Annotated in this window: 20 protein-coding genes; 13 read left to right on the top strand and 7 right to left on the bottom strand. The window is 70.2% G+C overall.

The window, feature by feature from the left end:
* The first annotated feature begins 49 nt into the window (after positions 1-49).
* The gene (locus RAH39_RS13100) at positions 50-1,342 is read left to right on the top strand and encodes a serine/threonine-protein kinase (RefSeq protein WP_306590573.1); all 1,293 of its coding nucleotides are present in this window, start codon (positions 50-52) and stop codon (positions 1,340-1,342) included.
* A 6-nt stretch (positions 1,343-1,348) separates the two neighbouring features.
* On the opposite strand, the gene RAH39_RS13095 is transcribed toward RAH39_RS13100, so the two are convergent.
* A complete protein-coding gene (locus RAH39_RS13095; protein WP_306590572.1) occupies positions 1,349-1,774 on the bottom strand; it encodes a hypothetical protein in 426 nt (141 codons plus the stop codon).
* Positions 1,775-1,816: 42 nt separating this feature from the next.
* Here RAH39_RS13095 and RAH39_RS13090 point away from each other — a divergent pair, with 42 nt between their 5' ends.
* Positions 1,817-2,971: a trans-sulfuration enzyme family protein gene (locus RAH39_RS13090; protein ID WP_306590571.1), complete on the top strand. Its 1,155-nt coding sequence runs from the start codon at positions 1,817-1,819 to the stop codon at positions 2,969-2,971.
* A gap of 77 nt (positions 2,972-3,048) precedes the next feature.
* Here RAH39_RS13090 and RAH39_RS13085 read toward each other — a convergent pair whose 3' ends face one another.
* Positions 3,049-3,573, bottom strand: coding sequence for a class IV adenylate cyclase (locus tag RAH39_RS13085; RefSeq protein ID WP_306590570.1), 525 nt, complete (start codon positions 3,571-3,573; stop codon positions 3,049-3,051).
* 58 nt (positions 3,574-3,631) lie between these two features.
* Here RAH39_RS13085 and RAH39_RS13080 point away from each other — a divergent pair, with 58 nt between their 5' ends.
* The 3 genes from RAH39_RS13080 to RAH39_RS13070 all read left to right on the top strand — a co-directional run bounded on the left by RAH39_RS13080 (position 3,632) and on the right by RAH39_RS13070 (position 6,805).
* The gene (locus RAH39_RS13080) at positions 3,632-4,936 is read left to right on the top strand and encodes a hypothetical protein (RefSeq protein WP_306590569.1); all 1,305 of its coding nucleotides are present in this window, start codon (positions 3,632-3,634) and stop codon (positions 4,934-4,936) included.
* 81 nt (positions 4,937-5,017) lie between these two features.
* Positions 5,018-6,130 carry a response regulator gene (locus RAH39_RS13075; RefSeq protein ID WP_306590568.1) on the top strand — a complete coding sequence of 371 codons (1,113 nt, stop codon included), beginning with the start codon at positions 5,018-5,020 and terminating at the stop codon, positions 6,128-6,130.
* 30 nt (positions 6,131-6,160) lie between these two features.
* The gene (locus RAH39_RS13070; protein ID WP_306590567.1) at positions 6,161-6,805 is read left to right on the top strand and encodes a RomY N-terminal domain-containing regulatory protein; all 645 of its coding nucleotides are present in this window, start codon (positions 6,161-6,163) and stop codon (positions 6,803-6,805) included.
* 129 nt (positions 6,806-6,934) lie between these two features.
* Here the strand turns inward: RAH39_RS13070 and RAH39_RS13065 are convergent, their stop codons facing one another.
* Complete coding sequence (locus RAH39_RS13065) at positions 6,935-7,831, bottom strand: YoaK family protein (protein ID WP_306590566.1); 897 nt, start codon at positions 7,829-7,831, stop codon at positions 6,935-6,937.
* Positions 7,832-7,923: 92 nt separating this feature from the next.
* Here RAH39_RS13065 and RAH39_RS13060 point away from each other — a divergent pair, with 92 nt between their 5' ends.
* From RAH39_RS13060 to RAH39_RS13050, 3 genes are all read left to right on the top strand, one after another.
* Positions 7,924-8,931 (top strand): asparaginase, encoded by a 1,008-nt coding sequence (locus RAH39_RS13060; protein ID WP_306590565.1) that lies wholly within the window; start codon positions 7,924-7,926, stop codon positions 8,929-8,931.
* A gap of 315 nt (positions 8,932-9,246) precedes the next feature.
* Positions 9,247-10,515 (top strand): serine--tRNA ligase, encoded by a 1,269-nt coding sequence (gene serS, locus RAH39_RS13055; protein WP_306590564.1) that lies wholly within the window; start codon positions 9,247-9,249, stop codon positions 10,513-10,515.
* 68 nt (positions 10,516-10,583) lie between these two features.
* The gene (locus tag RAH39_RS13050; protein ID WP_306590563.1) at positions 10,584-11,219 is read left to right on the top strand and encodes an ATP-binding cassette domain-containing protein; all 636 of its coding nucleotides are present in this window, start codon (positions 10,584-10,586) and stop codon (positions 11,217-11,219) included.
* On the opposite strand, the gene RAH39_RS13045 is transcribed toward RAH39_RS13050, so the two are convergent.
* Entirely contained in the window at positions 11,180-13,081 is a 1,902-nt protein-coding gene (locus tag RAH39_RS13045; RefSeq protein WP_306590562.1) for a peptidylprolyl isomerase, read from the bottom strand. The two genes, RAH39_RS13050 and RAH39_RS13045, sit on opposite strands and share 40 nt — an antisense overlap.
* Before the next feature lie 77 nt (positions 13,082-13,158).
* On the opposite strand from RAH39_RS13045, the gene def reads away from it, so the two are divergent.
* Genes def through RAH39_RS13030 form a run of 3 tightly spaced genes read left to right on the top strand, consistent with a single transcriptional unit; the run spans position 13,159 to position 14,955 of the window.
* On the top strand, positions 13,159-13,659 hold the full coding sequence (def, locus tag RAH39_RS13040) for a peptide deformylase (RefSeq protein ID WP_306590561.1): 501 nt from the start codon (positions 13,159-13,161) through the stop codon (positions 13,657-13,659).
* A gap of 1 nt (position 13,660) precedes the next feature.
* Complete coding sequence (gene fmt, locus RAH39_RS13035; protein WP_306590560.1) at positions 13,661-14,581, top strand: methionyl-tRNA formyltransferase; 921 nt, start codon at positions 13,661-13,663, stop codon at positions 14,579-14,581.
* A gap of 11 nt (positions 14,582-14,592) precedes the next feature.
* Positions 14,593-14,955, top strand: a complete 363-nt coding sequence (locus RAH39_RS13030; protein ID WP_306590559.1) for a cupin domain-containing protein — start codon at positions 14,593-14,595, stop codon at positions 14,953-14,955.
* A gap of 244 nt (positions 14,956-15,199) precedes the next feature.
* Here RAH39_RS13030 and RAH39_RS13025 read toward each other — a convergent pair whose 3' ends face one another.
* The 3 genes from RAH39_RS13025 to RAH39_RS13015 all read right to left on the bottom strand — a co-directional run bounded on the left by RAH39_RS13025 (position 15,200) and on the right by RAH39_RS13015 (position 19,495).
* Positions 15,200-18,049 carry a tetratricopeptide repeat protein gene (locus tag RAH39_RS13025; protein ID WP_306590558.1) on the bottom strand — a complete coding sequence of 950 codons (2,850 nt, stop codon included), beginning with the start codon at positions 18,047-18,049 and terminating at the stop codon, positions 15,200-15,202.
* 64 nt (positions 18,050-18,113) lie between these two features.
* Positions 18,114-18,530: a cytidine deaminase gene (locus RAH39_RS13020; RefSeq protein WP_306590557.1), complete on the bottom strand. Its 417-nt coding sequence runs from the start codon at positions 18,528-18,530 to the stop codon at positions 18,114-18,116.
* A gap of 20 nt (positions 18,531-18,550) precedes the next feature.
* Complete coding sequence (locus tag RAH39_RS13015) at positions 18,551-19,495, bottom strand: DUF58 domain-containing protein (RefSeq protein ID WP_306590556.1); 945 nt, start codon at positions 19,493-19,495, stop codon at positions 18,551-18,553.
* Positions 19,496-19,573: 78 nt separating this feature from the next.
* On the opposite strand from RAH39_RS13015, the gene RAH39_RS13010 reads away from it, so the two are divergent.
* Positions 19,574-21,169 carry an amino acid permease gene (locus RAH39_RS13010; protein ID WP_306590555.1) on the top strand — a complete coding sequence of 532 codons (1,596 nt, stop codon included), beginning with the start codon at positions 19,574-19,576 and terminating at the stop codon, positions 21,167-21,169.
* A gap of 274 nt (positions 21,170-21,443) precedes the next feature.
* Positions 21,444-22,088: a riboflavin synthase gene (locus tag RAH39_RS13005; RefSeq protein WP_306590554.1), complete on the top strand. Its 645-nt coding sequence runs from the start codon at positions 21,444-21,446 to the stop codon at positions 22,086-22,088.
* Positions 22,089-22,135 lie beyond the last annotated feature (47 nt).

Here is a 22,135-nt window from a genome sequence, read left to right as displayed (position 1 = left end):
GGCGCCGCCCCGGGCGTCGATCATCGGGGTTCCCTCTCCCGGAAACCCTGTGCTGACGCACCTTGGCAAGTTCGAAATCGTCCAGTTGTTGGCTCAGGGAAGCATGGGCGAGGTCTACGTGGGGCGGGATCCGATCCTGAACCGGGAAGTGGCCATCAAGGTCATCCACCCTTCCGCCAGCGTGGGCGCCGCCGCCCGGGAGCGCTTCGCCACCGAGGCCCGCGCGGCGGGCGCGCTGAACCATCCCAACATCGTGACGATCCATGAGATGGGGGAGGACCAGGGCGTGCTCTACCTGGCCATGGAGCTGGTGAAGGGCGAGGACCTGGGCACCCTCATCCGCGCCGGGACGCTGTCGCCCCGGGACACCCTGGAGGTCCTGGCCCAGGTCTGCGACGGACTGGCCGTCGCCCACCGCCAGAAGGTGCTCCACCGGGACCTCAAGCCGTCGAACCTGCGGGTGGTGTGGGACGGGACGCTCCTCCAGGCCAAGATCCTGGATTTCGGCGTGGCCAAGATCCTCAACTCCGACACCACCGACGAGGGCACGGTCTTCGGAACCGTGAACTACATGGCGCCGGAGTACTTGCAGAGCGGCCGGCCGGACTCGCGCAGCGACCTGTTCGCGGTGGGCGTGATCCTGTACGAGGCCCTCGCGGGCCTGCCCCCCTTCGACGGGCCGAGTCCGGGATCGGTGATCTACCGCCTGCTCCACGCGACGCCGCCGCCGCTTCCTCCCACCGCTTATCGCGGGATCAGCCGGGAAGTGCAGGGAATCCTGAACCGCGCCCTGGCCAAGGATCCCGCCCAGCGGTTCCAGACCGCCGAGGAGCTGGCTTCCGCCCTCCGCCGCGCCAAGGATCCCCTCTGGCGGTGGAACCAGGAGCGGCCCACCACGGCCCTGCCGCTCCATCCGGCGCCCTCGGCCGCCCGGACGGCGCTGCCCACGCCTCCCAAGGGCCTGCCCTTGGCAGCGCTCCGGCCGGCCGCCGCCGTGCCTCCGGTCTCCCCTTCGTCTTCTCCGGTGCCGGCGAAGGGCGATCCCAAGGCGGAAGTCCGGCGCGACGTTCTGGAGACCACCCGGCTTCAGCTCCTGCAGGCCATCGACCTCGATCCTCGCAACGTCCGCGCCCACGCGCTGCTGCTGGTGACCCTCTACCGCCTGGGGCGCCTGGACGCGATGATGCAGACCTTCCGCCACGCCCGCGACCGCGGCATCTCTTCCTCAGCGCTGCGGGCCATCCCGCGTTGCGCCCAGTTGGCGGAAGAGGAGGAGCGCGCCTGCCGCCTGCCGCTGGACCAGCACCAGGAGTTCCTGGCCTTTCTGCGCTCGGCGGAATGACGCGGCTCAGGTGGAGGCATCGCCTTCCAGCGAGACCAGCCGCCAGTCCCCGCCGGACTTCCGCCAGCGAAGCTGGAAGATCCGGCGGGAGGCGTCCCGGGGCAGGAGCCCGCCGCTTCCGCCGGTGAGCACCAGCTCCACTTCCTGGCGGGCCTCGCCGCCGCGCACGGCGACGTCGTTCCGCAGGACGGTGACGCCCACCTTCTCGCGCCGGAACACCCCCATCAGGAACAGGCGGGCAGCGCCCCGATCCATGTCCTCGGGGCCCCGGAACGCGGGATCGAGCAGCTCCGTGGCTCCGGCGGCGTCCCCCGCCTCCACGGCCTTCCGGCAGGTCTCGAAGGCCGCGCGCACCTGAGCCTCGGGGCCGGCGGGGCGGCAGGCCGCAAGGGCGACGAGCGCGGGAAGGGCGAGCGCGGCGCTTCTCCTCATGGCGGCTCCCCCTCACACTGGTGGATCAGGAAGGATGGTCCCATGAATCCCGAGGCCCGTTTCGACACCCGCTGCATCCACGCCGGCCAGGCGCCCGATCCCACCAGCGGCGCCATCATGACGCCCGTGTTCTTCACCAGCACCTACGTGCAGGAGGGGCTGGGCATCAACAAGGGCTTCGACTACGCCCGCGTCCGCAACCCCACCCGCGACGCCCTGGAAGCCAACCTGGCGGCCCTGGAGGGGGGCGCCCACGGGATGGCGTTCGGGTCGGGCATGGCGGCGGTCCAGGCCATCTTCGAGCAGCTGTCGGCGGGCGACCACGTCGTCCTGGGCGACAACGTGTACGGCGGGACCTTCCGCCTGCTCGACAAGGTGATGACGCGGTTCGGGCTGACCTACACCCAGGTGGACACCGGCGATCTGACCGCCTTCCGGGCCGCCCTGCGCCCCCAGACCAAGCTCGTGATGCTGGAGACGCCCACCAATCCCATGCTGGGGATCACCGACATCCCGGGCGTCCGCGCCGCCATGGCGGAGGCGGGCTGCACGGCGGTGCTGGCCGTGGACAACACCTTCGCCACGCCCTACAACCAGCGGCCCCTGGACCTGGGGGCGGACCTGGTCTTCCACTCCACCACCAAGTACCTGAATGGCCACAGCGACTCCATCGGCGGCATCGCCATCACCAGCCGCGAGGACATCGCCGAGGGCTTGCGGTTCCACCAGAAGGCCGCGGGCGGGATCCTGTCGCCCATGGAATCCTGGCTGATCCTGCGGGGCACCAAGACCCTGCACCTCCGCATGGAGCGCCACAACGCCAGCGCCCTTCGGATCGCGCGGTGGCTGGAGGGACGGAAGGACCTGAAGGCCGTCCACTACCCCGGCCTGGAATCCCATCCCCAGCACGCCCTGGCCCACCAGCAGATGAAGGGCTTCTCGGGGATCGTGACCTTCGACACGGGCGATGCCGAGCGGACCCGCCGCATGGCCTCGGCTTTCAAGGTCTTCTCGCTCGCCGAGAGCCTCGGGGGCGTGGAGAGCCTCGTCTGCCACCCCGCCAGCATGACCCACGGCAGCGTGCCCGAAGCCGACCGCCGCCGCCTGGGGATCAGCGACAGCCTGCTCCGCCTCAGCGTGGGCGTGGAGGACGTCCAGGACCTGATCGAGGATCTGGAGCACGTCCTGAAGGTCTAGAGGACTGGAACACGGAGGACGCAGAGAAGAGCTTTTTTGGGCTCCCAGCTGCGGTTTCGGGTTTTCCTCTTCCCGGCTTACCCCAGGCCGTGCGCGCGGTACAGCTCCGGATAGCTGCGGGGCTCGGCGCGGTCATAGGCGAGGCCGAGGCTCTCCATGGCGGCGCGGATGGGCTGGGGGTCGCCTTCCAGCTCCAGGTAGCACCCGAAGGGGGTCTCGTCGAGGCAGGCCTCCACGTCCTCCCGCTCCCACACGGCGCGGACCTTCTCCAGGCGCATGACCGGCGCGTAACCCAGGGCGCGCAGGATGGCCTCCAGCGCCGCACCGTCCTCGATGCCCGTCTCCTGTTCCGGGCGGATCTTGAGGACGGGATCGGCCACCTTCGGGCCCTTCCACGTGAGCCGGGTCCTTCCCGCGTAGTTGCGGGTCCGCAGGGCCGACCCCGCAGCGCGCAGCTCGCCCGCGCGGTCCCACAGGATGCTGAGCTCGGGCTGGGCCGGCGTGGTCTCCCGGAATCCCAGGGCCTCCAAGAGGGGCCGGAACGGGCCCGTGGCGGGGATGCGCAGCTTCAACTCGGTTTCCACCTCGGGTTTGCGCTTCATCTCCGACCGGCCTCCCGCCGGGGTTGGGGCATCATGGACCTGCTGCCCCGGGCCTCCCGTGCTTCCCCAACGGTACATCATCGCCACGCTCTTCATCGCCGCCATGCTGCTGCTCTTCGCGGTGGTCCAGGCTCCGCGCCCGGTGAGCGCCGGCGGAGTGACGGCCTCGGAGGCGCCCGCGGTCATGAATCTGGGCGGCTACGAATCCCTGGCGGAATGGCGGCTGGAGGACGGCTGGTCGCCGCGCTTCCAGGGCGCCCTCGATCCGGACCAGTCGGATTCGTGGCCCTTCGAGGGCGGGTTCGGCACGCCCTGGGAACCGGCCTCTGCCTATCTGGCGGACCAGGGGCTGGCGCTGAACGGCCCCGGCGGACGGAGCGAAGTAGCGCTGTGGCGGGGGCTGGAGTGGCGCCGCTACCGGTTCGATGCGCCGCTGTCCTCGGCCCGGCTGGATCCCGGAAAGGGCAACCGCCTGCTGGTCACCCTGCGGATGGCCCCGGGGCGGTTCGAGACCCGGCTGATCGAGATTCCCGAGGGCCGGGTGATCTGGTCCACGCAGTCGGGCCCCTGGAGCCGGTTCAGCTGGGACGGCCGGGCGGTGCTCGTGGGCTTCGCGGAGCCCGGGGACGGCCGGGGCGACGCGCTGCTGCTGCTCACGGTCTTCCCCTTGGAGGGCGACGGCGCCGAGCCCACCCTCGCGGCCTGGGACGAAGCGGGATTACCTGCCGCTCCCCGCGGGGTCGCTGCGAAACCGGAGGCGCTCTCAGACGATGGCCGGGACCTGCGCGGCGCCCGCCTGGTGATTCCTTGGCACGCGGGGGATCGGCTCTGGTTCCCCCGCGCCGACCGCCTGTGGCATGGCGGCAGCCAGGGCTGGACGGCCTGGTGGCTGGAGGACGGCCGCTGGCGCCGCCGGGCCGCGGGTCCGGGTTTCCTGACGGCCCATCCCCCCCAGCGGATGGCCCTCGTCGCCCCGCTTGCCGACGAAGGCATGGCCCGCCGCACCACGCCCGCGGCGCAGGTGGAATGGGCCCCGGTGGCCGAGGAGGCGCTCCCGTGGCCCGCGTGGGATCCGGCCTGGGCCTGGCGGGACGCGGGGGCGTTCGACGCCTGGGACCAGCGGTGGAACGAGAGCGCCCTCCCGCCGGAGCGCCAGCGGCAGGCCCTGTTCGAGACCTACCGCCCGGAGTGGCGCGCGGCGGTCAGCCTCCGGGCTTCGGTGAAGGGCTGGCTCCCGCGGGGGCCGGAAGTGGCCCTGCGGGAACCCCGGGGCGCGGCGTGGATCTGGGTGGGCGACCGCGTGCTCCTGGTGCGGCTGGTGGAGGTCGAGCGGGTGCGGGCCCTGAAGCAGCTCCTGCGGTGATCCATTGCGTTGGAAGTGAGCATTTCTGGTAGCGTTGTGCCCAGCCATCTCCTTCCTCCTCCCGGTTTCCCGAGGTTCCCGATGCCGCGCCTCCTCCTCGTGGACGACAACCCGAGCATCCATCGCATCGCCGAGTCCCTCCTCGCCCCCACGGACGTGGAACTGGTGTGCGTCGATTCGGGCGCGGAGGCCCTCAGCCGGCTGGAGAAGGGCGACCGCTTCGACGTGATCCTGGTGGACACCGCCATGCCGGGAATGGACGGCTGGACCCTGCTGGACCGGCTGCGCGGCATGGAATCCACCGCCCGGCTGCCCATCGCCGTGATGGCCGGCGTCCTCGATCCCGTGGATCCTGCCAAGCTGGCCAAGGCCCCCATCCAGGGCTTCCTCAAGAAGCCCATCGAACTCCGGGAGCTGGGCGACCGCGTCAAGGCCCTCCTCGTCACGCCCGTGCCTGCGCCGCCTTCCGCCCCGGCCGAAGCGTCGCCGTTCAGCACGCTGCCGCCCACCGCGGTCCATGACCTGCTGCCGGCCTCGGAAGCGCCCGACTCGAAACCCGCCGCACCGGAAGAGGATCTCCTCCTGCTGACGGCGGACGACCTGTGGCCCGAGGAAACCGCCGCCGAAGTTCCGGCCCCCGACGTCCCGACCGCCGAAATTCCCCTGGAGCTGGAGGAACTGGACCTGGAGAGCCTTCAGGATCTCGTCCCCGACGAGGACGTTCCCACTCCGGCGCCCGGAGAACCGCCGCCGGCCACGCCCGAAGAGGACGCGGCCTTCCTTCCGGACCTGGACGCGCTGGACGCCCTTTCCTCCGAGCTGGAGCTGCCGCCCCTTCCCGAAGTGGAGTCGGAAGCCGACGAGATCCCCTCCTCCTCTGCCGAGATGGCCGCGGCGGCCCTTCTGGCCCAGGGGGCGCCCGCGCCGCCCGCCGTCGAGGAACCTGCCCCAGCCCCCCCCGAATCCGTGCCCCACTCTGATCCCGCGCCTGCCGCAGCCGGGCAGTCCCCTGCCGCACCCGGTCAGGAGGCCGTCTCCGCGGAGCAGGCCCGAGCCCTGGTCCAGGCGCTGGTGGCCGATCCCGTGCTGGTGGACGCCCTGGTGAAGGCGGTGGTGGCGCGCATGGGCGATCAGGTGGTGCGCGAGATCGCGTGGGAGGTCATGCCGGACCTGGCGGGAAGATTGCAGAGGTAGGCCCATGACGCCGCCCTCCAGGTTCCTCCCATGATCACGGGCTACAACACGGATGTCCGCCACGGCAACCGCATCTACCACGTCCAGACCGAGGACAAGGGGCTGTCCAACCCCAAGATCGAGACCCTGATCTACGTGGGCGGCGAGATCCTGGACAGCTACCGCTCCTCCTACGACGACCTGCTGGCCGCGCCGCCCCTGTCCGAGACGGCCATCCAGGGCCGCATGGACGAGCAGCACCGCGCCGTCATCCGCGACATCAAGAACGGGAAATACGACCAGACGCCGCCGGATCCCATGGAGCAGCAGGCCTTCAATGACCGGCCGCTGGACCAGGCCATCCTGGAGTTCCTCCAGCAGGAAGGGGAGGTCGACACCCTGGAGCTGGTGCTGGATCAGCCCCTGAAGCCGGCCTTCGGGGCGCCCTTCCGGGTGCAGGTGGCCGCGCGCCTCTGCCAGAGCCAGAGCCCCGTGGCGGGGGCCGAGGTGACGGTGAAACTGGTCTCCAGCCTCAAGAAGGCCATGGCCCTGGCTTCCGGCCGCACGGACGCCGACGGCCGGTTCGCGGGCGACATCCAGCTGCCGCCCAGCCAGCCCGGCCAGTGCGCCGTGGTGGTGAGCTGCGTCAGCGACCACGGCTTCGACGAACTCAAGACGGCGGTGAGCGCCGTCTGATTCCCCTTTGCATTCAAAACGTTAAGGATCACCACCAAGTTCACCAAGCCGGAACCCAGAGCCTCCCCATCGCTTTTCTTGGTGTCTTGGTGGTGAAAAGAAAACCTTGGTTTTGATCGCCTATGGGTATCAGTCCTCGGGCACCCACGCCCGCCCGAGGCGGTGGAGGAGCAGCCGGATTTCCAGAAGGAGCGGGCGCGCCGCGAGGAAGCACAGGAAGCCCGCGAGGGGGACCGTGACCTTGAACCCGATGTGGCGGAAGCCCAGGGCGCCCATCACGCCCCCGCCCAGGAACGAGACCAGGATCAGCAGGAGGAGCTTCAGCTTGGCGCGGTTGGCGACGATGCGCTCCCGCCCGTGGCGATGGTGGACGTTCACGTAGGCCAGGCGGCCCAGCTCGATCCCGATGTCCGTCACCGTCCCCGTCAGGTGGGTGGTCCGCACCGCCGCGCCGGAGATGATGGAGGTCACCGCGTTGTGAAGGCCCATGATGAAGCACAGCAGCATCACCGTCGTGGGCAGGGTCAGGCGGATCTCCTGCTGCAGCCGGTTGCCCATGAAGCCGAAGACCAGCAGCAGCACCGCCTCCAGGGCCATGGTGAGGGCGTAGCGGCTGCGCATCCGGTGGCGCTGGCCGAAGCTGATCAGCAGGGTGCAGACGAAGGCCCCTGCGAGGAAGCTGACCATCATGGCGAGGGCCGCCAGGGCCGTGATCAGGTCTCCGCCGGCCAGTTCGTCGGCCATGGAGGAGACCACGCCCGTCATGTGGGAGGTGTAGTGGCTGACCGCCAGGAACCCGCCCGCGTTCACCGCGCCGGCCACGAAGGCCATGGCCCACGCGAGCTGGCGGTTCAGGGATTCCGACCGGAGCGAGCCCTCCCGCACCAGGAGCTTCTCCTGGATGGGAAGGGTGGCCAGGGCCGCCTCCACCGCCGTCTGGAGCTGATGTCCGGTCAGGCGATTTCCCAGAAGCCGGCGGAGATACCGGGCAGCGATCATCTGGAGGTAGCGGGGAATGCGACGCATGGGGCCTGCTCCAGTAAATCATCCGCCCCGGCCCGTTGGCGAACCTCCGGCCCCGGGTGGAGGGAATTCGCGGGCTTGGATAGGGTGGAGGCATGCGCGCGATCCTGCTCCTCCACACCGGCGGCACCCTGGGGATGATGCCCAGCGGGGAGCCCGCGTCCCTGGCACCGGGGCGCTTCCTGGACCACCTGCTGGAGCAGGTGCCGGAGCTGGGGCAGATGGCGAGCCTGTCCGTGGAAGTGCCCTTCAACCAGGACTCGGCCTGCGTCGAGCCCGGCGACATCCTGGCGCTGGCCGCGCGGATCCGCGCCACGGCGCGCGACTTCGACGGGTTCGTGATCATCCACGGCACCGACACCATGGCCTTCACCGCCTCCTGCCTGGGCTTCCTCCTGGCGGACCTGGGCAAGCCCGTGGTGCTCACGGGCAGCCAGCGGCCCCTGGCCTTCGTCCGCAGCGACGCCCGCAGCAACCTGGTGAACGCCGTGGACCTGGCCTGCCGGGCGGTGCCGGAAGTGGGGATCTGCTTCGGCACCCACTGGGTGCGCGGCGTGGCGGCGGACAAGCTGAGCGTCCACCAGTTCGAGGCCTTCCAGAGCCCCAACCTGCCGCCCCTGGCGGAGATCGGCGCGGAGATCCGCCTCCATCCCGACGCCGGCCGCTTCGAGCACCGGGTGCCGGCGGGGCTGGACGGCGGCCTGGACCTCGACATCCACACCGTCACGCCCCATCCGGGGATGGCCTGGAGCGTGCCTCCGAGCACCGCGCGGGCCGTCCTGATCCAGGCGTTCGGCGCGGGAAACCTGCCCATGGGCCGCGCCGACCTCGGGGCCTTCCTCCGCCACTGCGAGGATCGGAAACTGCCCGTGGTGGTCACCTCCCAGTGCCCCTACGGCGGCGTGGACCTGTCCGCCTACGAGATGGGGCGGAAGATCGAGGCCGCGAGCGCCATCTCCGGAGGCCTCCACACGCGGTGGGCCGCCCTCGCCAAACTGGCCCTCGTCCTGGGCGCCGGTGGAGGTGTCGAGGAAGTCCGCGAAGCCTTCCGGACCCAGTGGGCCGGCGAGCCCATGCCGGGGGAGGCGTGGCCGCAGGCCTGAATGGGCGAAGAAAAAAGATCACCACCAAGACGCTAAGACACCAAGAAAAGCGGGGTATTCGGAATTCGGGCCGAGGCGGGGGTTCCGGTTTTTCCCCCCGGAGATACCACGGAGGATGGGGTGGGCGTCGCGGAGGCCACTTCCGGAATCGGGATCTGGCGCGGTTCCGGCGCTCCATTGCGCTTTGTACGGGGCCGGTTTGAACCGGACAGAGGCGGGGCTTCTGCGGATTGGCCTTCGGCAGGCAAATGATCTCTCCCAGCCTCAAAGACGCTGGAAGCCAAGTAAACTGTTGAATTCCAGGAAACCCACACCATGCTCGACGCCAACCTCCTGCGCAACGACCTCGACGCCGTGGCGGCCCGCCTGTCCGAGCGGGGCTACGCCCTGGACCGGGCGCGGTATCAGGAGCTGGATCAGCGCCGCCGCACGGCGCTCCAGGAGGCCGAGGCGCTGAAGGCCGAGCGCAACCGGGTGAGCGAGGAAGTGGGGCGCCTCAAGCGGGCCAAGGAGAACGCGGATCATCTCATCGCGCAGCAGCGGGAAGTGGGCGACAAGCTGAAGGAGCTGGAAACGGCGGAGCGGGAGATCGAAGGGGCCTTCCGGGAGTTCCTGGCGGGGCTCCCCAATCCGCCCCACGCCAGCGTTCCCTCGGGCCGGGACGAGCACGCCAACGTCGAGATCAAGCGCTGGGGCCAGGTGCCGGAGATCGTCGAGCCGAAGGATCACGTGGAGCTGGGCACGGCGCTCGGCATCCTCGATCTGGATCGCGCGGCCAAGCTCAGCGGCGCGCGGTTCGCGGTGCTGAAGGGCCTGGGCGCGAAGCTGGAGCGGGCCCTCATCGCCTTCATGCTCGACCGGCAGACTGCTGCGGGCTACACGGAGGTGATCCCGCCCTACCTGGTGAACGCCGACAGCATGTACGGTACCGGCCAGCTCCCCAAGTTCGAGCAGGACCTGTTCAAGACGTCGCGCGGGGACGGCGCGCCGCTCTACCTCATCCCCACGGCGGAAGTGCCCGTCACCAACCTCTACCGCGACGAGATCCTGCCCGCGGAATCCCTGCCCCTGCGCCACTGCGCCTTCACGCCCTGCTTCCGCAGTGAGGCGGGCAGCTACGGCAGGGACACCAAGGGCATCATCCGCCAGCACCAGTTCCACAAGGTGGAGCTGGTCACCTTCGCCGCCGCGGACCAGGCCGAAGCCGAGCTGGAGCGGCTGACGTCCGACGCGGAAGCCATCCTGGAGGCCCTGGGCCTGCCCTACCGCCGCGTCCTGCTGTGCACGGGCGACATGGGCTTCAGCAGCCAGAAGACCTACGACCTGGAGGTCTGGCTGCCCTCCCAGAACACCTACCGGGAGATCAGCTCCTGCAGCTGGTTCGGGGATTTCCAGGCCCGGCGCGCCAACATCCGCGCCAAGGCGAAGGAGGGCAAGCCCGCTTTCGCTCACACCCTGAACGGCAGCGGCCTCGCCGTGGGCCGCACCTGGGTGGCCCTCCTGGAGAACGGCCAGCAGCCGGACGGGAGCATCGTCGTGCCGCAGGCGCTGCGGCCCTACGTGGGCGTCGAGGTCATCCGCTGACGGCAGCGCCCCTTCTCCGCGCCGAAGGCCTGGGCTTCCGGCGCGAGGAGGACTGGATCCTGAAGGACGTGGCCTTCTCGATCGCCCCGGGCGAGGCCCTCGGCGTGAGGGGCCCCAGCGGATCGGGCAAGACCACCCTGCTGTACCTGGCGTTGGGTCTGCTGGAGCCCGCGGAAGGGCAACTGTGGCTGGAGGGTGCGCCCTGGTCGCCGCTTCCCGAACGGGAGCGCCGGGCCCGGCGACCGCGGATCCAGGCCGTGTTCCAGGATCCGGCGGGTAGCCTGCCGCCCCATCGCACCGGCTGGGAGATCCTCCAGGAACCCCTGGAGATCCATCGGCGCGGAGATGCTACGTTCCGGCGGGAAGCCGCGGCCCGGATGGCCGCCCGGGTGAAGTTTCCGGAGGCCTCGCTGGGCCAGCACCCCGAAGCCTGGTCCGGCGGGCTGGCCCAGCGGCTCTGCCTGGCGCGGGCGCTCATGTTGGAACCCGCGCTGCTGGTGCTGGACGAGCCCTTCTCAGCCCTCGACCCCACCCTTGGGGGCCACCTGCTGGCCCTGCTTCTGGAGCTCAAGGCCGAAGGCACGGCCCTGCTGGTGGCCAGTCACGACCCCCGGGCCCTGAATCTGCTGGGCGACCGCTTTCTCGATCTGGCGGCGGGTGGAAGCTACTCCAGCGGCGCTTGTACGGCGCTGGCGCTGATGTAGATTCCGCCCAGGTGGCCCCACAGGCTGCTGAAGCCGGGCCGGCGGCGGCCCTGCTGGTCCAGGGACTGGAGTTCCGCAGACAGCAGCTTTTGCGCCTCACCGGTCTGGATCTCCTGGATCAGGCTGCGGCGGGTCTCGAAGGTGAGGGCGGGGGCGGGCTCGCGAGAGGTGATCCGCGCCACCCACAGCTTGCCGTCCTGGGTCCACAGGAGGGGCGTGGTCTGGTTGACGGCGGTCTCCAGCAGGGCCTTGCGGATGCCCGGGTGGGCGGCCAGATCCCGCAGCCCGCTGAGGGGCGCCGCGGCCTGGTCGGTGACCGGACCCACGGCCGCGAGGCCGCCGGACTTCAGGGCCTGCTCGGCCTTGGCGAGGGTCTGCTTGCGGGCCTCCTCGGCGCGGTAGGCGGCGAGCACCTTGGCGCGGACTTCCTTGAAGGGGGGAACGGCCTCGGGCAGCTCCTCCTGGACGCGGAACAGGATGTAGCGGTCGCCGGCGCGCTGGGGCTTGGACACCTCGCCCACCTTCAGCCGGAACGCCTCGGAAGCGAACTGCGCCAGCTCGGGCAGGCCCTCGGACTGGGCGCCGGGCTCGTTGGCGAAGGGCTGGCTGAGCTGGGCCTGGCTGCCCAGGCTCTTGGCCGCGGAGGCGAGGTCGCCGCCGTTGGCCCGCTTGCGGATCTGCTCGAGGCGCTCCTGGGCGCGGGCGGTGAAGCGGCCTTCGGAGATCTCCTGGGCCAGCTGGTCCTTCACGTCCGCGAACGTCTTCTCGCGGCGGCCCTCCAGCTTGATGAGGTGGATGCCGTACACGGTGCGCACGGGCTGGCTGATCTCGCCGGGTTTCAGGGTCGCGGCGGCGTCCGAGAAGGGCTTGACCATCTTGGAGGCGTTGAACCAGCCCAGGTCGCCGCCGTTGCCCTTGGCGCTGGGATCCTCGCTCAGTTCCTCCGCAGCCTTGGCGAAGTCCTGGCCCTTCACGAGGCGCTCGCGCAGGAGCTGGGCCTTGGCGGCGGCCTCCTGGGCCGGGGCGTCGCCCTCGGCCTTGAACAGGATGTGCCGGGCCTTGAACTCGGTGTAGTCCGCCTTCCGGGCTTCGTAGGCGGCCTTGAGGGAGGCCTCGTCCGTCTGGACGTCCTTGCCCAGGGCGGCGCGGTCCACGGCCACGAACTGGATCACGCGGCGGGGCGGCTGGAGGAAGCGCTCGCCGCCGGTCTTGTAGAAGCCTTCCAGGGACGCGTCCCCGGGATCGGCCACGGCGGCGGCGTCCACGGCGAGGGTGGCCTGCTGGAAGCCCACCTTCTCGTTGCGCAGCCGGTGCTCCACGTCCAGCCAGGCTCCGTCCACGGGGATCTGGAAGGCGGCCTGCTGGATCAACTTCGTGCGCATCAGCTCGTTGCGGAGGTTCCGCTCCTGGAGGGCGGGGTTGAAGCCCGTCTCCTGGAAGATCTGCTTCAGCTCGGCGGTGGACTTCAGGTTGCCCTGGGCGTCCAGCAGAACGGGGTACTGCTTGAGAAAGGCGCGGAGACGGGCGCCCACTTCCTCGTCCGTGACCACCACGTGATGGCGGTCCGCCAGTTCCTCCATCAGCTTCTGGTTCATCAGGTCGCGCAGGGCCTGGGACTGGACGAAGGGCTTGAGGGCCTCGAGGTCCCCCTGCTTGCCGAAGCGCTGGTAGAGCTCCTGCATGTGCTCGGAGAGGTCCCGGAGGAGGATTTCCCGCCCGTAGACCCGCGCCACCACAGTGTCCGGCGTGTCCACCCGCCCGGAGGGGGCCAGGTAGGCCACCAGTCCGAGGAGGACGACGATCATCACGGCCGCCATGGGCGTGCGGTTGGATTTGAAGACCTGGCGGAAGGAACGCAGCATGCGGGGCTCCGGTGGGCGGACCCCCCAGATTACCTCGGGAACGGCTATGGATTACACTGGAATGCTGGAGTGGTTGAATGGCCGTTTTGCCCGTGCTCACCTGGGGGGACCCCCGCCTCAAGAAGAACAGCCTGGACGTCCAGGACTGGACGCCGGAGCTGGAGCAGCTCGTGGCCGACATGTTCGAGACCGCCCTCGCCGAGGAGGGCGTGGGCCTCGCCGCGCCCCAGATCGGGGTGAACCTGAACCTGGCGGTGATCGACTGCTCCTGCGGGGAGGACCCCGACCAGCGGATCGTCCTGATCAATCCGGAGATCACCCAGGAGGAGGGCCTCCAGGTCGGCCCCGAGGGCTGCCTGTCCATCCCCGGCATCCGGGAAGTGCTGGAGCGGCCCCAGAAGGTGACGCTCCGCAACCGCGCCCAGGACGGAAGCTGGCACGAGCTGGTGGGCGAGGATCTCCTGGCCCGGGCCTTCTGCCACGAGATCGACCACCTGCGCGGCCGGCTGTTCGTGGAGTACTTCGGCCCGGTGAAGCGCCAGGTCATCCAGCGCAAGTACCAGAAACAGGGCCGGTGACATGACCCGCATCGCGTTCCTCGGCACCCCCCGCGCGGCCGTCCCGGCCCTGGAGGCCCTGGCCGAGGAAGGCGTCGAGGCCGTGTTCTGCAATCCGGATCGTCCCGCCGGCCGGGGTCGGCATCTGGAAGCGCCGCCGGTGAAGACCGCGGCCCTGGCCCGGGGCCTCGCCGTCCACCAGCCCCAGAGCTGGAAGGCGCCCGAAACCCGCGAGCTGTGGGAATCCCTCCGGATCGACCTGGCGGTGGTGGTGGCCTACGGCCATCTTCTGCCGCGGTGGATGCTGGAATCCTGCCCGCTGGGCGTGTGGAACCTGCACTTCTCGCTCCTGCCCCGGTGGCGGGGCGCGGCGCCCGTGAACCACGCGCTTCTCGCGGGCGACGAGGAAACGGGCGTGAGCCTCATGCGCCTGACCGAAGGGCTGGACGAAGGCCCCGTCCTGGCCCGCGCCCACCGCGACATCGGCCAGGCCGACACGGCGGAAGGCCTGTTGGCGGCCCTGGCCCAGGACGCGGCCGAGCTGTTGATGGACCAGCTGCCCCTGCTCCTGTGCGGATGCGCCAAGCCCGAAGAACAGCATCACGAGCAGGCCACCTACGCGTCGAAGCTCTACAAGGAGATGGGCCGCCTGGATTGGCGGCGCCCCGCGGCGGACCTCCATCGCCAGGTGCGGGCCCTGTGGCCCTGGCCCGGCTCCGAGCTGCGGATGGACGACCAGGCCCTCAAGGTGTGCGGCGTCGGCGCGCTCCGCGCCTGCTACCGCGACCCGGGACAGCTCGTGTGGGGCAAGGAGGGGGCCTGGCTCATCACCCCCGACGGCGCCCTGGAACTCACCCACCTCCAGCGCCCTGGCAAGCCCGTCCAGCCGGCCCTCCAGGCGCTCCAGCCCTGGGGCGCCAGTGGGAGCCGAACGCTGGGCTGATCGGAGGCGCGATGTACCAGCCCATCAACCTGGCCGAGAAATTGACCCGCTTCCAGGATCACTGGGCGCCGCGGGTGGTCGCCGAGATGAACGACACCCAGTTCAAGCTGGCGAAGTTCCAGGGCGAGTTCGTGTGGCACGTGCACGAGGATACGGACGAGGTTTTCCTCGTGCTCCACGGGGAGATGGAGATCGCCTTCCGGGACGGCGCCGTAACCCTGCGGGCCGGGGAGATGTTCGTGGTGCCGAAGGGCCGCGAGCACATCACCCGCGCCGCTTCGGAATGCCAGGTGCTCCTGGTCGAGCCCCGCGGCGTGGTCAACACGGGCGAAGCGGGCGGAGAACTGACGGCGGCCCAGGACGCGTGGATCTGACGTTCAAGAAAGAAGGATCGCCACCAAGACATCAAGAAAAGCTCTCTTCATGGATGCGATTCTTGGCCCGGAGCGTTGGGGATCCGCGTGGTCAAGGAATGAAAGCGGAGGAGCGCGGAAGGGCGGAGAGAAGCGGAATTTTTTCTCTGCTTTTCTCCGTCCCTCGGTGCTCCTCTGCTTTGGGAATGGCTTTTCCCAGGGGCCGGGAAGCCAGGGATACGGGGCTTCGCCGACGCGGAACCGTTCAGGCCAGTCGCGCGGCCACGTCCCGGTAGTCGGGGTCCATCCCGTGGACGGTCTTGAACTCGGCAGCGGCGAGGGCGGCGTGGCCCTGCTGGAGGTAGATCTCGGCCAGGTCGTAGCGGAGGCCGATGCTGTCCTCGGGCGGGAAGCCGGGCGCTTCGATGCCCTGCGCCAGCCACGCGACGGCGGCGTCCAGGTCGCCGCGGGCCTGCTCGCAGATGCTGAGCATCGAGCAGCATTCCAGGGTGCGCTCGGGATCGCCCATGGCGATCTTGAACTCCTCGATGGCGGGCTCGATGAGCATCATCTCCTTGTAGGCGATGCCCAGGTTGTAGTGGGTGTCGTAGTCGTCGCCCTTGACCTGCTTCTCCACGCCCTCGCGGAAGGCGCTGAACAGCTCGTCCACGCTCTGGACCTTCTCCACCACCCGCGTGGCGTCGTGCATCTCCTCGCCCTCGCCGGAATCGAGGAGGGCGGTGCCCAGGACGTCCGTGAGGTCGAAGAAGGAGTTCGCGAAGTCGCTCTCGTCCAGGGCGCCGGCGGCCTTGGCGGCCAGGCCCAGGCGCTCCAGGGCAGCCTCCGCTCGCTCCAGCCGCGCCTTCAGCTCGGGATGGGCCGGGAACTGCAGCAGGGCGTTCTCGATCTCGATCTTGGCTTCCTCGGGGCTGCCGTAATCGAGCTGGAAGTCGATGTCGCCGAGGAAGCTCGCCAGTTCCTCGGACAAGGGCGCGGGCTCGTCGGCGGACAGGGAGGGCAGGGCCTCCAGGATGTCCGGCGCCAGGATCTCCGTGGGCATGGGCGGAAGGGGCGCCGTGGGCGCGGAGAAGATGGACGGATCCGGAAGCGCCTGGGTGGGAACGGGCACCGGCAGGTCCGGTTCCGGCGGCGCGGCGGCCTCCTGAAGGAAGGGCGGCGGACCCGGCAGCGGCGTCAGATCCGTGAGGGTGTCCTCCATCCAGCTCAGGTCGGCATCGTCGAGGGGCGCGGGCGGCGGGACGGGCGGCGGAAGCTCGCGCGGGGGAGCGGGTTCCGCAGCGGCCAGTTCCGCGGCCACCGCGAAGGGATCCGGCGGGAGGAGGGGAAGGTGCTCCTCCAGGGGGATGAGGTCGAAGGCCGGAAGCGGGGCGGGCGGCGGGAGCGGGGCGGAGAGGGGCGGCGAAAGCCGGACCGGCGGAGGCTCGAAATCCGGAAGGTCGAGCGCGATGAGGATGTCCAGGTCGCTCGGTGGAACCGCGGGGGGGGCCGGAAGGGGCGCGGGAGCCGCGGCTTGGACGGGCTGCTGCTGGGGCGGCTCGGGCGGGCGCGAGGCGTTGGGTTCCGGCAGCCCCAGGGTCAGCCGGTGGATGCGGGTGGAACCGGGAAACAGCTGCTCGGCGAGATCCAGCAGGTGCGAGGCTTCCCGCTTCTTCCCGAGCTGCACCACGGCCTGGGCGCTCTGGACGTACTGCATCTGGACCTTGGTGAGGTGCCCCGTGCTCCGGTGGACCGCCACCACGGCTTCGATGAGGGTGAGATCCGACGGGTCCAGCTCCAGCGCCTTCCGGTAGGTCTCCACGGCGCGCTCGGGGCTGCCGCCCCGCAAAAGGGATTCGGCTTCCCGCGCGAGCTGGTCGATCCGCAGGCGGCGGACGGGATCCAGGTCCGTCTCGCCCCCGTGACGGGTGACCTCGTGCGCGGCGGGCGCCTGGAATCCCGCGTTCCCGCCGAAAGGCACGGCCAGCGCGGCGCCCGGAGAGGCGCCCAGGGCCTGGATCTGGCTCGCCAACTGGGCGGTGAGGTTCTCGTCCTTGCCCTCGGAAACCAGCCCGTAGGCGCTCTGGAGGGCGTGGATCTGGTCCGCGCGGTTTCCGCTCTGGTGGGCGACTTCCGCCAGGAGGAGCCAGGCCTCGGTTCCCAACTGGCCCTGGAGGGCGGTGCGGAGGGTACGGCCGACGGTGTCGCCGGAGCCCCGGCGGGCCAATTCCCGGGCGATGGGGGCGAACAGGCGGAGCCCTTCTTCTCCGCGCCCGGAGGCGGCCAGGTTGCGGAGCGCCTTCTCGCAGAGGGGCAGGGACTTGTCGGGAAGCTGGGCCACTTCCGCCAGGGCCTCCAGGGCGCGGTCGGGGTGGCCGCTCCGCAGCTCGATCTCCGCCAGGGCCTCCAGCAGCTCCATGTTGCGGGGATTGCTGGCGAGGCCCTCGCGCAGGTGCTGGGCGGCGGTGGTGTAGTCGCCCTGGATGACGCCCAGGCGGCTCTGGGTCAGGAAGACCTGGGGCGTGGAGACCATCGCCTTGGCCCGCTCCAGGATCTGGCTGGCCTCCCCGTGCATCTGCTCCATGGCGAGGGATTCGGCCACCTCCAGGTAGATGCCTGCGGCCCGGTCCTTCATCCCCTCCTTGTTGTAGAGGTCCGCCAGCCGGACCTTCATCTTCAGGTTCTTGGGATCCAGGTCCACGACCTTGTTGAAGGCCTCCAGGGCGCGCTTGATCAGGCCCTTCTTCTGGAAGTACTCGGCCACCTGCATGTGGACTTTCACCGCGTCCGTGATCTTGTTCATCTGGCGGTAGAGGTCCGCCAGGCGCTGGGCGGCGTCGATGTCCTCCGGGGCGTTGCGCACCACCTTCTGGAAGATGGCGGCGGCGCGGGCGTGGAAGCCGTCGCGCTCGTAGGCCCCGCCCAGCCGCTTGTGGATCTCCACCCCTTCCTTCACGCGCCCGATCTGGATGCACAGGTCGCCGATCTGGTTGAGGGTGTTGTAGTCCTTCGGATTGTCCTCGACCAGCTTCTGGAACTCGTCGATGGCCCGCTCGACCCGGCCGGCCGTGAGGAGCCTGTCGGCCTCCTTCTTCACTTTGACGCGGTCGATGGCCATTCGCTGCCTCGGGATGCCTGCGGGGTTCGGAAAGTGTAGGCGGGGGAATTCCCCGTGAACAGGCCTACCGGAAATGGCTTCCCGTGAAGCTGTGGGGCAGCAGGTCCTCGATCCGGTGCAGCTCCCGCGTCTCCCGGTTGGCGAGCAGGATGGGCAGCCTTTCCGCAAACTCGGCGAGGGCCTGGCGGCAGGCCCCGCAGGGCGGCGTGAGCCGGGGCGCTTCCGTCACCACCACCGCGGCCACCAGCCCGCCCGGCCGGAGCCCCGCGGCCACCGCCGCGCTGAGGGCGCCCCGCTCGGCGCACAGGGTGACGGGATAGGCGGCGTTCTCGACGTTGCACCCGCCCACCACCTCACCGGTAGCCGTGAGCAGGGCGGCGCCCACCTGGAAATGGGAATAGGGCGCGTGGGCGTTCCCCCGGGCCTTCCAGGCGGCCTCCAGGAGCGGGGTCCAGGCCGCGGAACGGGGATCGTCGAACACCAGTGCCTCCTGAGGTGGGTTCAGTCTAGCGGAGCTTCCGCAGCGCTCCGGGAGTTCTCGGCGGGCTGCGCCCGGGCCTGGGCCAGCGCGCGCCAGCAGGCGGTATGGCCGCGCACCTCGCGGGCGCCCGCGGCGCCGTGGAGTTCCAGGCTGACGTCGCGCTTCTGGAGGCAGGCCTGGAGCACCGCGCCCGACAGCCGCTCCAGCTCGCCTTCGAAAGCGGCGCCCGGAGGCCAGGCGGAGAGGTCGAGGCGCAAATGGAGTCCCAGCGGGCGCTCCTCCTCGAAGGTCCTCACCCAGGGCTCGCGGCGCTGCGCCGTGCGCTTCCAGTGGACCCGCCCGGGCGGATCCCCCGCGCGGAGGGGCCGCGCGCCTTCCGCGCTGCTGGCGCCCTCCTGCGAAAGGGTGCGGTGGCCTTCTCCGCGCCAGGCGGTGGGCGCGGCGGGCGGCGTGCGCGGATGGGGGAGCACCAGGACGCGGTGGTCCAGATCGAGAAAGCGGGACTTCTCCAGCAGGCCGAAGGGAAAGCGGGTGCGCAGCTCCAGGCGCCGGACGCGGGTCCAGCCGCGATGGGCGGCCCGGGTCTGGAAGACCACCACCGTGTCGCCGCCCCGTTCCGCGGCACCGAGGAAGGTGGGTTGGACTTCGCCATCCTCCAGGGTGAGGGCCAGCTCCAGCCCGCGGATCCGCCCCCGGCCCGCGTCGGCGAGGCGCAGGCGGAGCCCGCCCCGCACCCGGGCGAAGAGGTTGCCTTCCTCCACGCCCACCACCCGCAGGCCCTGGAGGGCGCGCCGGCTGAGGGCCCCGGAGACCAGGAAGGCGCCGAGCAGGAGGGAGAACACCAGGTAGAGCAGGTTGTTGCCCGTATTCACCGAAAAGGCGCCCACGGCGAGCAGGGCGAGGAGGTACTGGACGCCCAGCCCCGTCAGGGACAGGCGCAGGCGGCGGTCGCTCCACAGCTTCATGGCCTCCAGCCTAGCGGCGGCGCTGCCGGCCCGTGGCGGAAACCGCCTGATAGCATGAACCTTCTTCCCAAGGTTTCCATGATCTCCCGGCTCTTCCGCACGAAACCCATCGAGCAGATCCAGGCCCGCGCGGAGGAACCGGATCACGGCGGCCTCCGCCGCACCCTGACCGCCTGGGATCTGGCGCTGCTGGGCGTGGGCGCGATCATCGGCGCGGGCATCCTGTCGGCGCTGGGTACGGGGCTCGCCGGCGGGTTCGATTCCACCTTCGGCGTGACGCGCCCGGCGGCGGGTCCCGCCCTGATCATCAGCTTCCTGATGACGGCCCTGGCGTGCGGATTCACGGCCCTCTGCTACGCGGAATTCGCGAGCATGATCCCCGCCTCGGGGAGCGCCTACACCTACACCTACGCCACCCTCGGCGAGCTGATGGCCTGGATCATCGGGTGGGACCTGCTGCTGGAGTACGCCGTCTCCAACGTGGCCGTGGCCATCAGCTGGGGCAGCTACATGGACAACCTGCTCCAGGGCGTGGGCCTGCACATCCCCCGCTGGCTGAGCATGGATCCGCGGACGATGCTCTTTCCCACGGAGGCTTTCGCCGCGGCCCACCCGGGCGCGCTGGCGTTTTCCGACAAACTCCATTACCTGGCCCAGGCCCATGCGGGCGCCCTCGACGGCGCCGCGGCCTTCGCCAATTGGGAGGTGCTGAGGACCGCGCCCCGCCTGGGCGGAGTCCCCCTCGGCATGAACCTCCTGGCCATGCTGATCACCATCGCCATCACCGCCCTGTGCATCTGGGGCGTCAAGGAGAGCGTCCGCGCCAACAACATCATGGTGACGGTGAAGGTGGCCCTTCTCCTGGTCGTGATCGCGGTGGGCGCCTTCTACGTCAAGCCGGCGAACTTCCACCCCTTCTCGCCCAACGGGTGGAAGGGCATCCAGGCCGGCGCCGCCATCATCTTCTTCGCCTTCATCGGGTTCGACGCCGTCAGCACCACGGCCGAGGAATGCCGCGATCCCGCCCGGGACATGCCGCGGGGGATCATCGGGAGCCTGGCGATCTGCACGGTGATCTACGTCGGCGTGTGCGCGGTGGTCGCGGGGATCCTGCCCTACACCGCCTACCACGGCATCGCCGATCCCATCGCCCACGCCTTCACCGCCATCGGGATGAACCGGATCTCCGCCCTGGTCAGCGTGGGCGCGGTGGTGGCGCTGGGCAGCGCCCTGCTCGTCTACCAGATGGCCCAGCCGCGGATCTTCATGGTGATGAGCCGGGACGGTCTTCTGCCGCCGTGGTTCGGGAAGGTGAGCCCCCGCTTCCGCACACCCGTAAACGCCACCCTCCTGACCGGCGTCATCGTCCTGTTTCCCGCGGGCTTCATGAACATCGACGAGATCATCGAGCTGACCAACATCGGGACCCTGTTCGCCTTCATCCTGGTGTGTGCCGGAATCCTGGTCCTGCGGGTGAAGCGGCCCCGGGCCGAGCGCCGCTTCCGCGCCCCCGCCGTGTGGATCACCGCGCCGCTGGGGATCCTGTTCTGCCTGTGGCTCGCCCTGGGCCTGCCGCGCCACACCTGGCAGCGGTTCTGGGTCTGGCTGGGTTTGGGCCTTCTCGCCTACTTCCTCTACAGCGCCCGCCACAGCCGCCTGGGCCGCGCGGAGTGAACCGCGAAAAGAGGGAAACCGCGAAAGGCGCGAATGGGCGCGAAAAAAGAAAGGGAACTTCCCTGGCGTTAGGCCAATGAGCGATCAAGACCCAAGAAAAGCTCCATCGGAGATGCGGTTCTTCGCCGTGGTGGTGATCCTTATCTTTTGAATTCAACTTGGCATTAGATCCTTTTTTCGCGCGCCCGCAGGGCGATTCGCGCTTTTCGTGGTTCCCATCTTTGCTGCGGTTCCCGGCTTGCCCGGGGGAGGCGGTTCCGCGCATCCTGACGGGATGTTCACGGGACTGATCCGGCACCTCGGCACCCTCGAATCCCGCGTCCCGCGGAGAGGCGGCGCTCGGCTGCGCATCACGGCGTCGGCGGAGCTTCTGGCCCGGGCGGAGCGCGGCGCCAGCATCGCCGTGAACGGCGCCTGCCTCACCAGCGCCGACGCGGACGCCCGCGCGTGGGAAGCGGATCTCAGCGAGGAGACCCTGGCGAAGACCACCCTGGGCCGCCTGGCGCCGGGAGCGCTGCTTCACCTGGAGCCCGCCCTGCGGGTGGGCGATCCCCTCGATGGTCACCTGGTGGCTGGCCACGTGGACGGCGTGGGCCAACTCCTGGAGCGCCCCCATGGCACCGCGGACGAGGGCATCTGGCGCTTCGCCATGCCCGCGGCGCTGGCCCCCATGACCGCGGCGAAGGGCTCCGTCACCGTCGACGGGATCTCGCTGACGGTGGTCGAGTGCGGCGTCGACTGGTTCACGGTGGCGCTGATTCCCGAGACCGTGGCGGTCACCGCCCTGAAGGGCATGCGCCCCGGCGATCCCATCAACCTGGAGGCCGATCCCGTGGGCCGCTTCGTGGCGCGGGCCCTGGCGCTCCGCACCAGCGACGACCGCTTGGCCCGCTTCGCCCGCCAAGGGTGGGGCGGCTGATAAAAAGACCCCCACCGAGACACCAAGAAAAACGATGGGGAATCTCT

The organism is Geothrix sp. 21YS21S-4 (assembly GCF_030845995.1).
Taxonomy (GTDB): domain Bacteria; phylum Acidobacteriota; class Holophagae; order Holophagales; family Holophagaceae; genus Geothrix.
This window is presented reverse-complemented; position numbering and strand designations above follow the sequence as displayed.